The organism is Ruegeria sp. HKCCD3925, assembly GCF_057221175.1.
Map to the genome: position 1 here is coordinate 79,691 of NZ_JBWVBI010000003.1, position 18,267 is coordinate 97,957.

The window sequence follows — 18,267 nt, forward strand, 5'->3', positions numbered from 1 at the left end:
AAGACGAGACATATCACTTCAATGCAATCGGCTTGGCTTCATACAACTCCAATGGAAGATCGTCCGGATCGCTGAAGAAAGTGAACCGATGGCCGGTATATTCATCGACACGGATGTCTTCGACGAGGACACCTTTCTTTTCCAGACTGTCTTTCAGCGCCTCGATATCATCCACAACAAACGCAAGATGCCGCAGACCTCGCGCTTCGGGGTGAGACGTGCGTTTGGGCGGGTTGGGAAAGGAAAACAGTTCAATCTGAGAACCGTCCGGCAACGCCAAATCCAGCTTCCAAGATTGCCGCTCAGCCCTGAAATGCTCAGCAACAATCCTCAAACCAAGCGTCTCTGAATAAAACGCCTTGGACCGTTCATAGTCCGAACAAATGACTGCAGCATGGTGGATTGCTTTCAGACTGGTCACGGGCCTGTATCCTTATTTAATCAATTAGCTAAGCCGAACTCTTGAGGTATTTCTTCGCTTCATTTTCAAAACTGATCGAGAAAACCAAGAGGCGTTTGGCCAAATTTGGCAACCGAACAATACAGGAAAACAAAGCAGTATTCATCAAGCGTCTGTGGGCTCAACGTCGTTGTTTTAGGCAACTCGTGCCGGTGGCAGGTCGCGATTCGAGACACACCTTAAATACCAAGCTTCGTGAGCTCTGAGTTGAGAGATTATGCCGCCAAACTAGGCTGTCTACAAACTCGTTTGAAATAAATGAGTGTTACTCTAAGACAAATTCGAAGCGGTCTTAGTTGCGCCGATTGGGAGTGTCCTCAATGCCGCGTACGGATCGCGCCACTCAAGCAAGCCAAATCTGAACGGGATCTTTGACCGACATGACTGGACCGGCAAAGCGAGATTTTGGAAACATAGTAAAGCTGGCCACCGCCTCTTTCACCTTTCAAAATAGCAATTTAATCGGCGCTCCTATTGCTCCACCGCCCACGGAAGACGAAGGCTGTTTGATAGTTCAGCGCCGTCCAGGCCAAGCGTGACCAACTCTAAGCAGTGTTTATGAAACGTCTAGGTAGCATTCAAAATCGGACCATCTAACAATCTGACCAATTCTCCAAAATAGCCTCCAGAACGCGCCGGACGCGTAGGATCAGATGTAATTGCGACAGCAAGGTTTCGATCAGGATGGGCCGCTATGATTTGGCCCCCATATCCACGTGCCAACTCATAGCCTGAAGGGGACAGAAACCAGCCATAGCCGTAATCCAAACCGGAGAAAGGCGAACGGCCGTGTGGCTTGGTCGATTCCAAGACCCAACGCTCAGGAATGATTTGCCTATTGGCAAAAGCCCCGCGGTCCCGAAGCAGGACCGCGATTTTCAACATCGATCTTGGCGTAATCGCCATCTCATTTCCACCCAAGTAGTAGCCCTGTGGATCCCTCGTCCAAGCAGGTATCTCGATACCAAGCGGTGCACCCAGTCTTTCACGCGTCAGTCTCAATAGGCTTTGTCCGGTTGCTACGGTCAATACTGCGCCAAGCACATGGGTCGATCCAGTAGAATAGAGCATCTGCTGACCGGGCTCAGCAACCATCGGTCGTGTCAACGCGTCTGCGATCCAGTTGGGAGAGTTGATCCATTCTCCGTAGTTGCTGCCCGAAGTTCTTTCGAGTCCTGCGCGCAGCGTCACCAGATCCTCCATCGTAATGCTTTCGGAACCGGGTGTCGCATTAGCGGGCAAAAGCCGTGGAGCGACCTCCTGCAAGGTGGATTCTACAGATGGGATTTCCTGCCGGTCAATCGCTGTCCCCAACAACAAAGCCACGATGCTTTTCGAACAAGACTTAATATTGGCCGGCCTATCCAGGCCTGCACCCTGATGGGCCCGCGCGAAAATGACATCGTCGCCGCGTTGAATTTGAAGTGAATGCAACTGCGGAAGACCGCTGATTGCATCATTCAGCGCAACCGTTCGTCCCCGCGCAATATACGGAGCACAAATTGCGGTTGCGGTAACCAACAGGAGCTTTCGACGTGTGATCATGGCCTTCATTTGGAAGCAAATCTCGGAATGTCCAGACACCTACGCAACATCCCAAGATTTATTGTCCAAGATGTAAGAAAGCCTCCGCAAACAAAAAGTGGGATTTGAGGCAACGGGAGGCTTCGTTCGTACAATTGACCAGCATCCTTGCGTTTACGAATTGTGTTAGAATGACCCCGAGGACATTCTAGCAGGAGATCTCCCGTTGCTAACGAATTTACTCCGTCTCGCACTCTCGGTCATAACAATCGCCATGTCGGTGAGCACCCTACCGGACCGCGCATATGCGATAACGCAAGATGTTCCAGCGTGGCTACAAAAGCACGTCGGTACAGGTGAGGGGCAAATCGCGCCAATCGTTTTGGAAAGGGCACGAGCGCTTTACATCAAGAAACTACGCCGAGGCGAAGTCAGGAACCCTTGCTACCTTGCCAAGGATGCGACCCGCCCCAGCACTGCAAGTAACGGCAATCCGGGCAAGCGTTTTTTTGTCATCTGCGAGTCACAAAAGTTCTTCCGAGCGGTTTCGTCCGGCTATGGCAATGGCAGAAAACTCCTGCGCGCCAATTTTTCGAATGGCCGACAATGTGCGAAGAACTTCAGCAATGCAGAGGGCTCTAAACTAACCGCCGGAGGTGCCTATGTGACGGCTGAAACCCGCACGTCCTTCAAAGGTTACCGCAGTCATTCCGGCAAAACGCAGCCGTTCTACCGCACGTTTCTTTTGTTTGATGGTGAAGGAGAAACGAGCAATGCTCGCGAGCGCGCCATCGGAGGCCATCCGGCTGTCTTCCTGAAGTGGCAGTGTAGGTTCAAAAAACCTAGAAGCACTCATGCAGACAACGACGGTTATGTCCCCTACGGAAAACTTGTGAACTACACTGGTGGTCGTAGCAATGGTTGCACAACCTGGTCACAATCCGCCTCAAAAGAGATTTTGGCGCTTGTAGAAGGGAACCCGACGACCCTCTACATCTACCCAGAATCCAAAGACATAAACGCTGTCGCCAAAGCGTTAAAAAAGGGAAAATCACTTTCTCGAGCTGGAGTTTATTGGAACGCAGCTTGCCTGAAAGCGATTGGCGCACCAAAGTTTTGGCCCAAAAGCAGCCTCCAACCGATCATAAATAGTTGGAGAGCATCCTTGCCTAAACAGCCACCACTGGAATTGCCGATCTGCAAGTAAACTGAAAAGCAGACCGTTGGCGCGCTACCCTTCAAGCCTTTCTGCTGTGGGCTCGATGTTGACGTTCAGTGAGTTTCACTCAATGTCTGCTTTGGGGACGAAGCGGATATTGCGAGAATGTTAGCTCACAGAGTTGGTGCTTGGTTGATCGGAAGGCGGCTATTCCAACTTTGCCGCCGTCCGATTGAAGCAAACCTGGCTACGCGGAAAGCTGGGAGTACGCGGTGACCAACACTCCGATGATGACAAGCTCAGCGACCAAAGGTGGCACAACTGCTTTGTCAAACCCGTCCGCCAAAAATCCGACAATACGCCCGGCAGCTACAACCGCCATCAAGATCGCAACAGCGACATAGCCCAGTGTCTGCCCAGTGGTCAGAGCGACCACTAGCAAAGTCACTGAGGCCAGAAACAACCCGCCAATCACCGAACGGATTGTGCTTAGCCCGGCTGCGCCAACCGGCTCGATGGCGAAGTTAGCGATCATGCGCCGGGGTGCAAACATCGACATGATGCCGAGACCAGACAGCATGAGGGTTGCGAGGATCACGAGGATGTTCAGTGTGGTTTCCATTTCACTACTCCTTTGTTCTAGGCGAATTGGCGCAATGCCTGGTTTGCGTTGTCCTGAGTGGTGATGTCCGACAAGGCCCCATCGATGCCGGCCTGATCCACGACCGGCCCGGTGGGATAACCGGTTTGGCTGGCATAGAAATGGCCGGTCTTGAACTCCGGGTTCAGTAACCCGTCAAGATACCGTTTCGCCCCGGTCTCAACGCTGTGCATCATCCCCAACAAAGGCATCAGAACGCCACCTAGATATTTGAAGACAATGCGTTTCATAAGCGGCAGGTCATCAAAGCCAGCCGTTCCGGCTGTGCCACCCGGGCTCATGGTAACAAAGCGAACATGAGGGTGCTGACGCGCCATCGCTCCCATCCAGAGGGTCGCGGTGAGCTTGGCATAGGCGTAGGTCTGCATCGGATCACCGTCGGGGCCAAATTTGCTGCCATCGGCGATTGATTTGAACTCGTCCACCGTCCCATCGGACAGACCTGGGCGATGCATACCCATTTTGGGAATACCACGAGCCGCCTCGGACCCGGCATAGAGGATTGTAGACGTTACTAACTGGCGTTCTAACAATGCGTCGACCAGCACCACGTGGCCCAGAACATTCGTTGCGAAGATATTAGTCACGCCATCGCTGGTGAGGCTGTTTGGGTGCCGCCCGCCCGTGCCGCCTGCATTCAGGATTACCGCGTCGATCGGGGTGGAAAGCTCGGCTACGGCGGTGCGAACCGAAGCCGGGTCAGTCACGTCCATCAGCACTACTTCAAAGATCTGGCGTCCGGTCTCACGTTCCAGCGCTGACTTTGCGGTTTCCGCTTTAATTGAGTTACGGCAAGCCAGATAGACTTTGGATATACCGTTCTGAAGCGCAAGCTGCCGGGCTGCCTCGCGACCCAGCCCGGCGTTTGCGCCGGTGATCAATACAGATTGTATTTGGTTCATCGGGTATGGTCCTTGGGTTTGCGTTTGATTACCCAAAGGTACTCCGACCGAGATTTGATCTGTAGATAGGTATTTCTGGACATGCTGCTTCAAAAATGAAACACAAGATGCATGTCGATCAAGGAAAGCCACTCTCTCAACTGGGATGACCTGAAGTATTTTCTTGCTGTTGCACGAACTGGGACATTGCGGGGCGGTGCCGATAGCATTCAGGTCAACCATACGACCCTGACCCGGAGGCTATCGGTCATGGAGGAACGCGTCGGAAGCCGCCTCTTTGTTCGCTCGAAGCAAGGCTTGGCGCTGACCCAGCTTGGGGAAGACCTTATGCCTCATGCCGAACGTGTTGAGGCGGAAATGACAACTGCGTCTCGAATGATTGTCGGTCGCGATGCTCAACCTTCGGGCACGGTCTACATCACACTGCCCCATGGTCTGGCGATGACATCGTTGATGGAAGATTTTGCCACCTTCGCCGATTTCTACCCAGACATCATCCTGAACATGAATTTCACAAATGACATTCGTGATTTGACACGACGGGAAGCGGACGTGTCGTTCCGAGTAGCAAGTGAGGTGACGGACGATGTCGTGGGCCGGAAGCTCGTGCAGATGTCGCAGGCTGCCTATTGCACACGAGACTATGCTGAGCGGGTCACTGATAACGGTGGCGAAGGGCTGCACCTAATTGGTTGGCATGAGCCAGAAGAGGTGACCACAGCGAACTGGGTTAAGAACAGCTACTACCCCAAAGCCACGCTTAAACACCGTGTATCTGAACTTGTCCCACTGATCACGCTGGCCGCGTCCGGGCTTGGCATGGCTTACCTTGCGTGCAATCTGGGAGACCGGCACCCGAACCTGATCAGAGCTCCGTTTCAGAAACCCATGCCCTACAGAAGCATCTGGTTACTGCTACACCGCGACTTGAAAAACACGGCCCGGGTCAGACTATTCGTGGATTTCTTGGCTGAGTGCGTCCAATCAAGGCGGAGCGAGTTCTGGGTCGCCGGAACGGCACTGCCTCAATAGAAGACATTCGCTGCAATTCGGTTTAGTCGCTGCTGGTCGTGCAATATTGGCCGAAGTTAGGAAAACATCCTAAACAACTCAATTTTGGTTCTTCTGACAATACCTAGTTATCTAAGGTGACACCCCACAAAGCTAAAACGATAGTTTTCGCAAATATGCCCAAGAGACAAATCCCTTTAGGCCACGCGCTCGTTGCAGGGACACGCGGCACCAACGGGTGCCGCCGGTCTGTTCGCAACTATGAACTCGCAAAGCGGTTCCATTTGGAAGGCCCACGATCACGTTGAACCCTATTCCCGGTCCTGCACGCAATTTCAGCATGTCTCCGTCTTCAACACCAAAAACCTCGTATTGCCCGAGAGAAGCTGCCGTTGCGGATTGAGCCGCGACAATAGCGCCTAGGGAAAATGCCAATAAGTATAAGATGATAGCGCTGCGCATAACGTTAACCTGCCTGTTTCCTCAACTGCAATCTTAACGACTCTGATCATCAAGCGTAACTCCCTGATCAAAGTATGCGTACGTTTAAACCGACCATTGAACATAGGATTCAAAAATAGGCCGAAATTAAGGTTTGGCCCCGAAGTGATCGATCAGTGATTTGAACCGGATGTCTGTCATGTAGATCAATTTGTTGTTCAACCGCCGACCAGAGCCGGCGGTTGAAGACTTGTACGCAGTGACTAAGCGGTAAGCTGTGCCGCGGCCGACTTTCGTGCGTATGGATCTCCTTGTTTATAAGATCCCGCCGCGGTGAACAGAACATCGGTCGATGAGTTCAAACCGGTCTCCGCAGAGTCTTGCAACACGCCGATAATGAAGCCGATGCTCACCACTTGCATGGCCGTTGCATTGTCGATGCCAAACAAGCTGGCGGCCATTGGGATCAGCAACAGTGATCCTCCTGCTACGCCCGAAGCCCCAGTTGCAGCAATCGAGGCGATGATGCTCAGGAACACTGCCGAGACGAAATCAACCTGTATACCCATTGTATGGACGGTTGCCAGCGTCATGACAGTGATGGTTATCGCTGCGCCGGCCATGTTGATCGTAGCACCGATTGGAATCGTGACCGAGTAAGTCTCTTCATCCAAATCCATACGTCGGCAAAGTTCCATGTTTACAGGAATATTGGCCGCCGAACTGCGCATGAAGAAAGCAGTAATACCCGACTCTTTAAGGCATGTGAAAACCAGCGGATATGGGTTTTTGCGGATGCGCAGGAATACGATCAGTGGGTTCACAACCAGCGCCATGAAAATCATGCAGCCAAGCAGCAACACCAGAAGTTGGCCATAGCTTGCAAGTGTTTCAAAGCCGGTCTCAGCAATCGTCGAAGCCACGATACCGAAGATGCCAATTGGTGCCACCCGGATAATTGCTGCAACGATCTTGGTAATCGCGCCGTCCAGATCCGACATCAGGGTCTTGGTTGAGTCACTTGCGTGACTAAAAACAAGTCCCAGACCTATGGCCCAAGCTAGAATGCCGATGTAGTTGGCCGTTGCCAGAGCATTCACTGGATTATCCACGATTTTCAGCAAGATATTCTTGACGACCTCGGCAAGACCGTCGGGTGCATCCAAAAGCTCGGGTGTGCCGGTCAGATGCAAAGTTACCGGAAACATGTAGCTCGCTGCAACCGCAACCAGTGCAGCAGCGAAGGTTCCGATTATATACAAACGCACCACGGGGCCCATACGCGCCTCGCTGCCCTTTTTGTGGTTGGTGATCGCGGCGCAAACCAGAATCAGCACCAGAACGGGTGCAACGGCTTTCAATGCGTCGATGAAGAAGTCGCCAAGCAGGCCGACGGCTGATCCGGCAGCGGGCCAAGCGATGGATAGCAGAACACCGGCGACCAGGCCGATGGTGATTTGGGTAACCAGGCTACCACGCAGAATAAAATTCATGGGGACCATCCTGTTTGAGTAGGGGCCAAACGGGCGAAGCGCACGCCCGCGCAGGCACGGTTGAAGCTTGTAGGCTGGTGGCTATTTGGAGGTCTTAGCGCAGAATTAAACGCCTCTAGATGGCTTTGGTCTTTGCTGCGTATTTCTAAAGTAGTTGTTTTTGCGATCAAAAGTGAATGATTTGCTGATGCATTACAAAGACTTACCCTGCGTCAAGTTGGTCGCACAATTCACCTAAATATAAATGTTTATTAATGAATTTCCCAAATTGCTTGTACTCCAAATCGGCTTCTAACTTGCCCTGACGGTCAAATGGTGAGCCTGTAACTGGATTGGCAATGATGGTGTACTGAAGTCTCTTTTAGAACCGCGACAACCCTTCGTTGAATGCCAAAAGCCATAGCAAAGCAAGCGTGCCGAAAACGTCCGCTTTGGGCTTGAAGCAGACGAACGGCAGGATTCAATGAATGCCTGCAACGCGGACGCAAGTCTGCCTCAAGCAACTTCAACCAGTAGTGTCTGTGCCTCACCCCATTGCCTCGGCGATTGCCCATACATGCGCCTGAACTCGCGACTGAACTGGGACGGGCTGACGTAACCAACGTCCATTGCGGCTTCGTTCACAGGCATCCCGCCCGCGATCTTCATGGCGGCGTTGTTGAGGCGCATCGTCTTGACGAACTGGATTGGAGTCATCGTCGTGACCTGCTTGAATTTGCGATGAAAAACCGCCCGGCTCATGCCCGCTCGGCTTGCCATATCCTCTATCGAGATCGGCGCATCCAGATGTGACGACACATGCGCAATTGAACGTGCAATGGCGTTGCCAGCACCAAATGCTTGCCGTGCGAAGGTGCCAGCTTCTCCCTTCAGGATCGCATAGAGCACCTCACGTAGGTGCTGTCAGACGAATTCGAACCAGTCTCAGTTTGCCGCGGGAACCGTGAACCTATCCGGAACAAAGTTGACGCCACTCGGCAAGAGCGGCGCTGCGTGTCAACTTGAAGGTGTCTCGGCTGGTGAGCGATCGTTCCTGATTGAAGTGATTGTAGACGGAGGAATGAACGGAGGCGAATTTCTGTAGACTTCGCATGCGCCTGAAACGCTGCATCGCGCGTTCGCGTCGTCGAAACGGCAGGTGTGAATTCTCGGCGCGGTTGTTGAGCCACCTGCCCGTCTGTTGTTTTTCGAACGCGCCTATTTCTCTGAGCGCAGCCTTGTAGGAAGCGAAGCGATCTGTGACGACCTCCTTGGCGCAACCGTGCCGTTTCATCAATTTCCTGAGGAATTTCAGTGCTGCAGCCTTGTTTCGGCGCTTGGTGACAACGGCTTCCAGCACTTCACCTTCGTGATCTACTGCACGCCACAGATAATGTCGCTTGCCATTCACCTTTACGAAAACCTCGTCCACGTGCCACTTCCATTTCGAGAACGCGCGCAGCTGCTGCACACGCTTCCGTCGGATCTCAGCTGCAAACATTGGACCAAACCTGTTCCACCAATATCGGACGGTTTCGTGGCTCACGTCGATGCCTCGCTCGTGCAACAGATCTTCGACATTTCGAAGCGAGAGCGGGAAACGGATGTACAGCATCACCGCAAGGCGGATGACCTCGGGACTGGTTTTGAAGTACTTGAAAGAGGCAGGCTTGGTCATGGACAAAAGCTACGCAACCGCCCTGCCCCGCTCAAGCAATGTTAATCTGACAAGACCCTCGCCACCCTCGGCCATCTGCGGGTTCAGCTCGAATGGATGCCAATGGATATCTAGTTCGGTCTGGGTGTCGCGCGCAGCTTTGGCAAGTTGGTGGTAGCCGATCACACACCAAGGGCAAACAACGTCTGACACGATATCGACGCGAATGGGCAGAGCAGCTTGCACGGTTCAGGTTCCTTTAACATCGCTGGAAAAGCGCGACGCGTTTTCCTTAGCAAAGGCGCTGGCATCTGCGTTGGCATCCCAGAATTGGGGGTTGGCCTTTGGGATGGTCAACGCCCGTTGCACGGCCGGCCGGGCGTCAATACGGTCGAACCAGGCGTTCAGATGCGACAGGTCCGACACATCTACCCTTGCCCAGACATATGCACGCGCCCATGGGAACAGCATCATGTCAGCTATGGTGTATTCGTCTGCAGCAATCCATTCGCGCCCGTCCAGACGAGAGTTCATCACCTCCATCAAGCGGCGGCTTTCGTCCACGTAGCGACGGATTGAAAAGGGCTCTTCATGGCCATTAGGCGCAGCGATGTGCTGGAAATACATCGCCTGTCCCATCATCGGTCCTACGTGCCCAACCTGAAACAGCATCCATTGCATGACCTCGGACCGTTTGACCGGGTCCGATGGCAGAAATTTTCCGTATTTCTCGGCCAGATACCACAGGATCGCGCCGGATTCGAAAATCGCGTGCCCTTCCGAACGGTCTTCGATGGTCGGGATCTTTCCGTTCGGGTTCAGCGCCAGATAATCCGGCGCTTTTTGTTCCTGTTTGGAAAAGTTGATGTGAGTCAGGTCGTAAGGGACACCTGCCTCTTCCAAAAAGATGACCGGCTTGTAACCGTTCATCGTACCGGCGGTATAGAGATGGATATCAGGCTGGGACATGTTCAACCTCGGCAAACGTGGTTTTCAGATGCGCGTCAAATCGAGCGAAATCGGTGTCGATTTCTGGGTTCTTCATTACATCAAATGCCGCAAAGGTCGGAAGCGGCTGCATCGCAAAGAACTTTGCGTTCAGGTGCATCGGGCGCAGCAAATCATCGACGCTACCACCGGCAAAGAACGGTTCGGCCTCATTGTTAAACGCTTCTTTCGGGGCGTTGAACGTCACTGAAAGCATGTAAGTCTTATCGCTCAGCGCGCCTCCCATCCCATAATTGGCCTTCGGTGCTTCTGCCGTCCGACCGTCACCGGTACTTAGCCGCCCATCCATTCCAGCGGTGTAAACTTCATCCATGTACTTCTTGAAAACCCACGGAACGCCCATCCAATTCACCGGAAACTGCATGATGACCGTATCGGCCCACATGTGCGCCTCAACCTCAGCATTCGCGTCATAGCCGTCGGCGACAGTTGCCACGCGTACCTCGTGACCCATTGCGGTAAGCATGTCGCGCGCGCGCTCCGTTAGGCTGGCGTTCAACTGCCCGGGGGCGAATTCGTAGGGCTGAGTACCGTTCACGATCAGGATTTTTCTCATGTCCATATCCTATTTATGTAATCTTGAACCCTTGACTTTCTTCGGGCTCAGAGAGCATTTGATGGTACAGGTGTTGGAAATCAACTAGTATACTTTTGGTAACCTAGTTGCCTAAGCTAAAGGATGACGATGCGAGCGCGGATTGACGAAGATGCCAAAGGGCGCCGACTGGTCTCGGAGGCCTGTGTGGAGCCATGTGCAATAGAACGAGGTATGCGGATCATTGGCGGAAAATGGACCGGGTCTATCTTATGGCACCTCAAAGATGGTCCTGTGCGTTTCAACGATCTGTCGCGCATGATCGGCGGGGCAAGCAAGAAGATGATCACCGAGCGATTGCGTCAACTTGAGGAGCAGGGCTTGGTTGCGAGGCAAGTAATGGATACTGCCCCTATTTCCGTTCAATATTCCATTACCAAGTTTGGCAGAACGGCGCTTGGATTTCTCGATGAACTGCGAAAGTGGAGTGAGCAGTTACCCAACGGTTTGAATCGATAGCATCGGTGTGTGTTATTGTTTCTTCTGATCGCCGTTTGTCAAAATGCAACGACTCGATTTTGATGTGTACAGTTCCCTTCAGAAGTGCTGTCAGACGAATTCGAACCAGTCTCAGTTTGCCGCGGAAACCGTGAACTTATCCTGAACAAAGTTGACGCCACTCGCTAAGAGCGGCGGCGCGGGTCAGTTTGAAGGTGTCTCGACTGGCTAGCGATCTTTCTTGGTTGAAGTGGTTGTAGACAGAGGAATGGACGGAGGCGAATTTCTGTAGACTTCGCATGCGCCTGAAACGCTGCATCGCGCGCTCTCTTCGTCGGAAAGGCAGGTGCGAATTCTCAACGCGGTTGTTGAGCCACCTGCCCGTCTGTTGTTTTTCGAGAGCACCCAAATCTCTGAGCGCTGCTTTGTAGGATGCAAAACGGTCGGTCACGACCTCTTCGGCGCAACCGTGCCGTTTCATCAGTTTCTTAAGGAATTTCAGTGCTGCAGCTTTGTTTCGGCGTTTGGTGACAACGGCTTCCAGCACCTCACCCTCGTGATCAACAGCCCGCCACAGATAGTGTCGCTTGCCATTCACCTTCACAACGACCTCGTCGACGTGCCATTTCCATTTTGAAAAGGCTCGGAGTCGCTGAACCCGCTTTCTTCGGATTTCAGCAGCAAAAACCGGACCGAACCTGTTCTACCAGTAGCGGACCGTTTCGTGGCTCACGTCGATCCCGCGTTCGTGCAGCAGATCTTCGACATTCCGAAGCGAGAGCGGAAAACGGATGTACAGCATAACAGCAAGGCGGATAATCTCAGGACTGGTTTTGAAGTATTTGAATGAGACAGGTCTGGTCATGGGAAAAAGCTACGCAACCGCCCTGCCCGCCTCAACCCAAGTTCTTCTGACAAGACCCAGTAGCGTACCTGCGATCACGAGTGCCGCCAGTGCCAGATAAACGAGTGAGTACTTCTTCATGATTTCACGCGATACTGTTGGGTTCGACGGTGAGTCTATCGCGCCGCCGGCTCGAAGGCCTTGCGTTGGATCAAGCTAGGGTCCGATTACCGCGCTAACGTGCTCTCGGCATTAAGCTCGGAACCGACTCCCAGCTTTTGGTTCAAACAACAACAATCTGTTTTTCAACGGGTCTGTTGCGTCCAATTTGCGCGAGCTTTACCTGGAGTTACCTGCCACCAAGATCCACACTCCTATCTGTTCTTTTTTCCCCCTTATGTCCATCATTCCGACAAACTTAAGTTTAGAAACACACGCTTGAGCGACCTCGCCAGTTTTCACGATAGATCGGACCAGTTCATCGCTGACCGCCAAAGATGTCTTCAATCTTCTGGTAAGAGTTTCTAGTCTGCTTGCAACATTCACCGTATCCCCAATAACACTGTACTCCAGTCGCCGCTGATTGCCGATGTCACCAGCTATGACGGGGCCGTAGTGAACTCCTATTCCAATGTGGACCGGAGTCTGCCCATTTGCCACTCTAGCCACGTTCCAATTCTCGAGCGAGGTTAGCATTTCGAAGGCACAGTTAAGAGCATTTTGAGCATCATCCGATCCAGGCTCCGGCGTGCCAAATGTCGCCATTAGTCCGTCACCAATGTACTTGTCCAACGTTCCGCCATTTTCAAAGACAGCTTTGCCAAGCCGGTCATGATACTCTCGAAGAAAGGCGATAACTCCCTTCGGTGTCTCGTTTTCACACATCGAAGTGAAGCCCATGACGTCGACAAACATGACGGCTACGTCCTGCTCACGAGCCGTTTCCAGCTCCCGGTCTGATGCGCTTAACCGATCCACAACGTTGGGAGAAAAGTAACGCGCGAGGCTTGCACGCGCCCTTTCTGTCGTAATTCGACTTTCTACGAGTCGACGAGATCGGCGCACGACTGCCGCCAAGCCGACGGTCACTAGAAGACAAACGATAATTTCCTGCGCCCAGAAACCCAAGTAGACAAAGTTTGGATCCGCTCGCGCCCGCAAAAAACTCTCAACAGATTGTTCGGCAAGGTCGAGGTTTGTAAATGTACCTGGGAGGTACAAAAACCAAAGGAGCATTCCGGTGCGCGCGACAACAATACAGAAACCGCACCATAGGACGAGACTCGGACGTAAGCTAAAAGCGGCTTGCATCAGAAACAGGTAGAAATATGAGAATTGGCTCCCGTTCATGAGAACTGCTGGCGGAAGAACAGTCTCAGAGAACGGGCCTTGGCTGCTGGTAACCAGCGCTAGCAGTGCGCAGTCGACGGCCACAAAGACATATTTCGCGGTTCGGCCCAGCAAACCGCTCCTGGCGCAGTGGAACTGGAAAAGGCCAAGAACCGCGAATATCGCAACTTGCGATATGTCGTAGAGAAAACTCAGACCGCGACTTTGCGTGTCGAGCGCAACCCAGATCAGGACGACACAAAGAGAAAGTGTTCGAACCTTGGCAGCCAGCATCAAACCTTGCCGTTCAGCCTCGACGAAGGTGGCGAGGTTGCGTTGACTAAGCCTGTGTTGCGCGCCTTCTTCCATTAATTGCCACCTTGCGGCCGGCTTCGGCGACCTTGTCACTCCAATTCCCTCCAATAGCGAACACCATAAAGGTCTCAGCAAATTCTGGAAGGAGTTGGTCTCCCTATCAGCACTACACATTTTAGGAATTTTTGCAGATCAGGCTCTCATTTCTAATTCGACTGTTGGCAGCGAAACGATGCGTGTGCTCAAAAAGTCCAAATGTTGAGTGCAGAATTCTCTTTACAAACCGACTGCCGGTCTACATATACAGACCAGAAGTCTGTTTTGGTGGAATCGGAAAACCACTAACGCCTGACCGCCCTCTCACCTCGTGAGTACTCAAACCAAATCCGCTGGCCGCTCCACGACACCCGTTTCGTGGGAGCATTAGCTGTGCCTGAAATCGAAAGCTTGAAACATGCATTATGATACAGTCCGTGCTCCACGCAGTATTTTGGAGTTCTGCGCCCGTCAGTTGCACCGAATTTGGCAACATTCAGGAGATGTTCGAAAAAGAAATCTCTCCGTAGGAAATCCCAACACTACAACGCCATTGTCCGACCACATGCGCCGAGACATTGGATTGGTCGAGCGTGGACCCGATGATCGTTCGCATTGGTGGTCATATTGACGTGCTCAGCGATGGGATTGTTTATCTTCGCAACCTACAGGTGCAGATTCGCCTTTATCAACTTTGCGCATGCAAGCGGTGAGGCAACTTCGGTGTCGACCGAAAAGTCATATGCCATCCCATCATGAACACGCTCGTATTGCCATCTGGAAAGCCCGAGCGTCCGGTCGCCTCTTTTTCGTTCCCGTTCCTCCAGCACGTCCAGCGAGGCAAACACACCAACCATGTAAAAATCATACGGCTCCAGTAAGATCTGGTATTCCTCCACTGCGCGCGCAGATCCTGCTTCCGTGTTTCCAAACAACACCTCGTCAACAATCAAATTGTTCCCGGCGCTCGCCATTGCAGCAACTGAACGACGCATTCCGGAGAGTGCACGACTTGCCACCGGTCCGACACACGCGAAGGTTACTGCATTCCCGTCCACCACACGCTTTTCAAAACTCAATCCATCTGGTTCACCAGCAAGCCGGTCTGGCAACATTGCCAGAAAGGCATCCATTTCGATATGAAGGAACGGTAGCGTGGTAATGTTCTGAAGCGCTTTTGCGATAGAACTTTTACCAACGCTCCCAACTCCGTTTAAGAGAATTACTGTCGCCATTGGTCTCGTGACTGAATGATCGCTGCCAAGGTCCGTTATTTGGCCGCGGCTGGGGTTGGAGGCACGGTTGCCATCGTAACATTTACCGCTTCGGGCCAACCGAAATTTGTTGTTCCATCTGGCAGGCCCAGAATACGGTCGAGCGTCAGATATTGCATATCGATTGCAGCCTGCAATTTGGTTGCTGCCTGATCTGCGATGTCAGTCCCCCGGGCATCGATGGCACGCAGCAATGCAAAATCGAAGAAGTTCATAAGGAAGAGAATGAGCTCTGCCGCCGTATCGACATCGGCGACGGTGAACGTTCCTTCGTCACAGCCCTTCTGGATGATTTTGGTCAGGACCGGCATGGCGCCGGTTCTGACCCTGCGCTTGAATTGCTCGAGCAGGAACAGGTTTTTGTCCTGGTTCATGATCTTGAACATCTCAACCTGGCCTGGGTAGTCATGCTCACGCAGGTAGTTTGCTCGTAGATGCGTGAAGTTATGCAACAGATCGAGTGCCGAAGATTTTTCGTCGGAGGCAACAACAGACATTTGCGCGAATACGCCTTCTGCCATCCCATCCAATACCCCGAACAAAAGCTCATCCTTGGACTTGAAGTGGTGATAGAAACCACCTTTGGAAACACCGGCCAAATCAAGCACGTCCTGAATGGTCGTATCTTCGAAACCTTTCGAAAAGAACAACATTTGCGCACAACCCAGTAGCTGAGCACGTCGCGCCTCTGGCTGCATATTCTTCCGCTTCGTAGGTTTCATACATTTTCCTCTTGCAAACCGACCGACAGTCTGTATTTACAGACCAACGGTCGGTTTATATCCCGACTCATCTGGCAGGACAATGAAATTCATCTGCCGCCCCGAATTAAATGATGTGCTGATGCAGCCCAAGACCGCAAGCTACAATACTTCGCGCGCTCAGTTGAGTTGTGTCCACTACACAGGATCGAATGCCATGAATGCTCTTGTCTGCGGGGATATTTCAATATCCGAGCTACGCCAAACATCTCGGCTGGCTGGTATCAGGGATTTGCTTGAACTTCTGGTCAGGCTTTCTCTGAGCAGGGACGTAACCCGACAGTCTTTGCCGCGAACACGTCCGGATGTTTGGTTCAAAAATCCCTTCTTTCTCAAGTGATCCAAAACTCTCAGGAGAGAAACATGTTGGAAAATGTAAGAGCGCTTTCCACGATATATTGCGCTGCCGAAAACATGACGGCAATCGCTTTGACAGATTTGCCTGAGCCCGGGAATGTCGCCGAAGCATTGCAAATGGTGACCGTGACCGTGCCAAGACCTTCTCGCCACCAAGTCGCAATTCAACTGGTCGCTTCCTCAATGCATGTCGATGAGATTTATGCGGCTCAGGGCACCGCTCTTGGTCGTTTCTTCGGGCCTAAACGCGTTTCTACAAATTCCCCCTACATCATGGGGACCTCAGTTTCCGGGTACATTGTTGCAACTGGTCAGGACGCGACCCGGTTCAATGTTGGAGACGAAGTTGTCGTGATCCCCAATGCGCTTGGTGAGTCTGGTTCATGGGCAACTTACCGATGCGTGTCACAGGACTATGTGATGCTCAAACCCCGGTCCCTGTCACATGTCGAGACAGCAGCTGCAATGCTATCTGGTTGCGTTGCATGGGGCGCGATCAACTCCGCACGCGTCGAAAAAGGTGACCATTGCCTCGTTGTTGGGGCATCGGGCGCTGTCGGATCCATGATGGTCCAGTACCTCAAATCAAAGGGTGCAATTGTGACCGGGGTTTGCAGCGGCGCGAATGCCGATCTGGTACGCACGCTGGGAGCAGATCACACAATCGACTACACAGTCGCCGATTTTGGGTCTCAGGGCAAAAACACCTACGACAGGGTCTTTGATATGGTAGGCGGTCGGGACATCGAGACCGCAGCGTACCGCGTTTTGAAACGCAAAGGTCGGTTCATCACTATCGTTGGCCCTGTTCGACACATTGGTGAACGCAAGCTGTCCAGAACCAAGCTTCTTTCGAGCATCGGGCACATTGTTTGTCGCAGTGTCGCGACAATGCTTCGCGGTCCTCGGTATCACTTTAGCGCCTCGCTGCCGCAGAGCAGTGCCTACGCAGCAATGTTGAGCATGACCAAACACAACATACGCTCTCCCATTGAAACGGAGATCCCATTCGATTTGCCGCAAATCAAGGCCGCAATCAGAACTCTGACGTCCCATCGGACAAGAGGTCGGATCGTCATCAACTTCGAAGCTGACAAACAACCAGGCCAAGCTGCAATCGGTTTTAGACCTGAAGTTCAACTCAATCGGCCATTGTTCTGGCAAAACCCACAACCCAATCAAGATACGGTAATACTATGAAAAACCTCTGGAAGTCACCGGGATGGGGAAATCCTAATTCTTCGGAATCCCCTCGCAACCAAAGCACTCCGGCTCAATGCACTGCGAACTGCGTTCGGCCCGTGCGGTCAATGTTGGTCGCGCTTACCCTTGGCGTCGTGCTGAGCGGGTGTGCCGCAAACATGGCCGCAAAAGGCAGTGATGGTCCAGACCTGAGCGTCGTCAGCCAGGAGGCCACCCGGATGGATGTCGAACGGCAGTTGGGCTCGCCCGAGCAGCTACAGCAACAAGCCAATGGTGATTGGGTGGCCGTCTATGACGTCGAACCCAGAACGAAACCGAACCTCGCTCGGGCGGCAGGCCACGGAACGCTGGACCTCTTTACCTTCGGGCTCTGGGAGGTTGTTGGTGGGCCTTTGGAAGTGGCCCATGCGCGACGGGTTCTCGTCACTGCACGATATGACAACGCGGGAAAACTGCTGCAATTGACCAGCAAGCCCAAACCCATCCTTTAATCTTAGGACCGGATCTCTGCCGACCCGCAACAGGCCGGCGTTACATCCAACACTTCGACGAATAACAAGCCATCCCCGTTGGACCATAGTGCAGGTCCAGCGAGCAGATACCTCTGTCCACACAAACAAGAGAACGGACTAAAAATGAAGACTATTACATTGATCACACTGGCGGCTATGGCTCCCTCACTGTGTTTGGCAGACGAAAGCTGGACCTAGCGCCGATATGCCCGAAGAGTTTTTCAGCAAGCCCAACGCCATCGCTGAAGAGGTGTTCCACATAGCCCATCAAGACAGATCTACCTGGTCGTTTGACGTAGAACTGCGGC

At 52.7% G+C, this 18,267-nt stretch carries 20 protein-coding genes and 1 pseudogene; 6 read left to right on the forward strand and 15 right to left on the reverse strand.

The genetic code is table 11. The features are described from left to right. Positions 1 to 13: 13 nt before the first annotated feature. The gene (gene gloA2 / locus AC2TEM_RS07795; protein WP_480856064.1) at positions 14 to 421 is read right to left on the reverse strand and encodes an SMU1112c/YaeR family gloxylase I-like metalloprotein; all 408 of its coding nucleotides are present in this window, start codon (positions 419 to 421) and stop codon (positions 14 to 16) included. A gap of 606 nt (positions 422 to 1,027) precedes the next feature. Beyond that, positions 1,028 to 2,014 carry a serine hydrolase domain-containing protein gene (locus tag AC2TEM_RS07800; RefSeq protein WP_480856065.1) on the reverse strand — a complete coding sequence of 329 codons (987 nt, stop codon included), beginning with the start codon at positions 2,012 to 2,014 and terminating at the stop codon, positions 1,028 to 1,030. Positions 2,015 to 2,210: 196 nt separating this feature from the next. Here AC2TEM_RS07800 and AC2TEM_RS07805 point away from each other — a divergent pair, with 196 nt between their 5' ends. Continuing rightward, complete coding sequence (locus AC2TEM_RS07805) at positions 2,211 to 3,191, forward strand: hypothetical protein (RefSeq protein WP_480856066.1); 981 nt, start codon at positions 2,211 to 2,213, stop codon at positions 3,189 to 3,191. 199 nt (positions 3,192 to 3,390) lie between these two features. On the opposite strand, the gene AC2TEM_RS07810 is transcribed toward AC2TEM_RS07805, so the two are convergent. Both AC2TEM_RS07810 and AC2TEM_RS07815 read right to left on the reverse strand, forming a co-directional pair. After that, positions 3,391 to 3,765 carry a DUF4345 family protein gene (locus AC2TEM_RS07810; protein ID WP_170424045.1) on the reverse strand — a complete coding sequence of 125 codons (375 nt, stop codon included), beginning with the start codon at positions 3,763 to 3,765 and terminating at the stop codon, positions 3,391 to 3,393. 17 nt (positions 3,766 to 3,782) lie between these two features. After that, positions 3,783 to 4,706 carry an SDR family NAD(P)-dependent oxidoreductase gene (locus AC2TEM_RS07815; RefSeq protein WP_170424047.1) on the reverse strand — a complete coding sequence of 308 codons (924 nt, stop codon included), beginning with the start codon at positions 4,704 to 4,706 and terminating at the stop codon, positions 3,783 to 3,785. A 111-nt stretch (positions 4,707 to 4,817) separates the two neighbouring features. On the opposite strand from AC2TEM_RS07815, the gene AC2TEM_RS07820 reads away from it, so the two are divergent. After that, complete coding sequence (locus AC2TEM_RS07820) at positions 4,818 to 5,738, forward strand: LysR family transcriptional regulator (protein WP_170424049.1); 921 nt, start codon at positions 4,818 to 4,820, stop codon at positions 5,736 to 5,738. Between the two features lie 132 nt (positions 5,739 to 5,870). Here AC2TEM_RS07820 and AC2TEM_RS07825 read toward each other — a convergent pair whose 3' ends face one another. From AC2TEM_RS07825 to AC2TEM_RS07855, 7 genes are all read right to left on the reverse strand, one after another. Continuing rightward, positions 5,871 to 6,179, reverse strand: coding sequence for an SH3 domain-containing protein (locus AC2TEM_RS07825; RefSeq protein WP_170424051.1), 309 nt, complete (start codon positions 6,177 to 6,179; stop codon positions 5,871 to 5,873). Between the two features lie 242 nt (positions 6,180 to 6,421). Beyond that, a complete protein-coding gene (gene sstT, locus AC2TEM_RS07830) occupies positions 6,422 to 7,651 on the reverse strand; it encodes a serine/threonine transporter SstT (RefSeq protein ID WP_480790343.1) in 1,230 nt (409 codons plus the stop codon). Between the two features lie 495 nt (positions 7,652 to 8,146). Beyond that, entirely contained in the window at positions 8,147 to 8,539 is a 393-nt protein-coding gene (locus tag AC2TEM_RS07835; RefSeq protein ID WP_480856067.1) for a helix-turn-helix transcriptional regulator, read from the reverse strand. A gap of 61 nt (positions 8,540 to 8,600) precedes the next feature. Then, positions 8,601 to 9,308 (reverse strand): IS6 family transposase, encoded by a 708-nt coding sequence (locus AC2TEM_RS07840; protein ID WP_480856068.1) that lies wholly within the window; start codon positions 9,306 to 9,308, stop codon positions 8,601 to 8,603. 9 nt (positions 9,309 to 9,317) lie between these two features. Continuing rightward, the gene (locus AC2TEM_RS07845; protein ID WP_480856069.1) at positions 9,318 to 9,533 is read right to left on the reverse strand and encodes a DsbA family protein; all 216 of its coding nucleotides are present in this window, start codon (positions 9,531 to 9,533) and stop codon (positions 9,318 to 9,320) included. A gap of 3 nt (positions 9,534 to 9,536) precedes the next feature. Beyond that, the gene (locus AC2TEM_RS07850; protein ID WP_480856070.1) at positions 9,537 to 10,256 is read right to left on the reverse strand and encodes a glutathione S-transferase family protein; all 720 of its coding nucleotides are present in this window, start codon (positions 10,254 to 10,256) and stop codon (positions 9,537 to 9,539) included. After that, positions 10,243 to 10,851 (reverse strand): NAD(P)H-dependent oxidoreductase, encoded by a 609-nt coding sequence (locus AC2TEM_RS07855; protein ID WP_170510850.1) that lies wholly within the window; start codon positions 10,849 to 10,851, stop codon positions 10,243 to 10,245. The genes AC2TEM_RS07850 and AC2TEM_RS07855 overlap by 14 nt, the downstream gene beginning before the upstream one ends. Before the next feature lie 213 nt (positions 10,852 to 11,064). On the opposite strand from AC2TEM_RS07855, the gene AC2TEM_RS07860 reads away from it, so the two are divergent. Next, complete coding sequence (locus AC2TEM_RS07860; protein ID WP_480856072.1) at positions 11,065 to 11,349, forward strand: winged helix-turn-helix transcriptional regulator; 285 nt, start codon at positions 11,065 to 11,067, stop codon at positions 11,347 to 11,349. Between the two features lie 136 nt (positions 11,350 to 11,485). Here the strand turns inward: AC2TEM_RS07860 and AC2TEM_RS07865 are convergent. From AC2TEM_RS07865 to AC2TEM_RS07880, 4 genes and pseudogenes are all read right to left on the reverse strand, one after another. Beyond that, positions 11,486 to 12,193 (reverse strand): annotated as a pseudogene (locus AC2TEM_RS07865) (IS6 family transposase). Between the two features lie 318 nt (positions 12,194 to 12,511). After that, entirely contained in the window at positions 12,512 to 13,870 is a 1,359-nt protein-coding gene (locus AC2TEM_RS07870) for an adenylate/guanylate cyclase domain-containing protein (RefSeq protein WP_480856073.1), read from the reverse strand. Between the two features lie 647 nt (positions 13,871 to 14,517). Then, on the reverse strand, positions 14,518 to 15,087 hold the full coding sequence (locus tag AC2TEM_RS07875) for a chloramphenicol phosphotransferase CPT family protein (protein ID WP_480856074.1): 570 nt from the start codon (positions 15,085 to 15,087) through the stop codon (positions 14,518 to 14,520). Positions 15,088 to 15,122: 35 nt separating this feature from the next. Beyond that, positions 15,123 to 15,848 carry a TetR/AcrR family transcriptional regulator gene (locus tag AC2TEM_RS07880; protein WP_480856075.1) on the reverse strand — a complete coding sequence of 242 codons (726 nt, stop codon included), beginning with the start codon at positions 15,846 to 15,848 and terminating at the stop codon, positions 15,123 to 15,125. An 82-nt stretch (positions 15,849 to 15,930) separates the two neighbouring features. Between AC2TEM_RS07880 and AC2TEM_RS07885 the strand changes: the two genes are divergently transcribed. From AC2TEM_RS07885 to AC2TEM_RS07895, 3 genes are all read left to right on the forward strand, one after another. Further along, complete coding sequence (locus AC2TEM_RS07885) at positions 15,931 to 16,227, forward strand: hypothetical protein (RefSeq protein ID WP_480856076.1); 297 nt, start codon at positions 15,931 to 15,933, stop codon at positions 16,225 to 16,227. A 23-nt stretch (positions 16,228 to 16,250) separates the two neighbouring features. Next, a complete protein-coding gene (locus AC2TEM_RS07890) occupies positions 16,251 to 17,444 on the forward strand; it encodes an NAD(P)-dependent alcohol dehydrogenase (protein ID WP_480856077.1) in 1,194 nt (397 codons plus the stop codon). Between the two features lie 110 nt (positions 17,445 to 17,554). Beyond that, on the forward strand, positions 17,555 to 17,938 hold the full coding sequence (locus AC2TEM_RS07895; protein ID WP_480856078.1) for a hypothetical protein: 384 nt from the start codon (positions 17,555 to 17,557) through the stop codon (positions 17,936 to 17,938). Positions 17,939 to 18,267 lie beyond the last annotated feature (329 nt).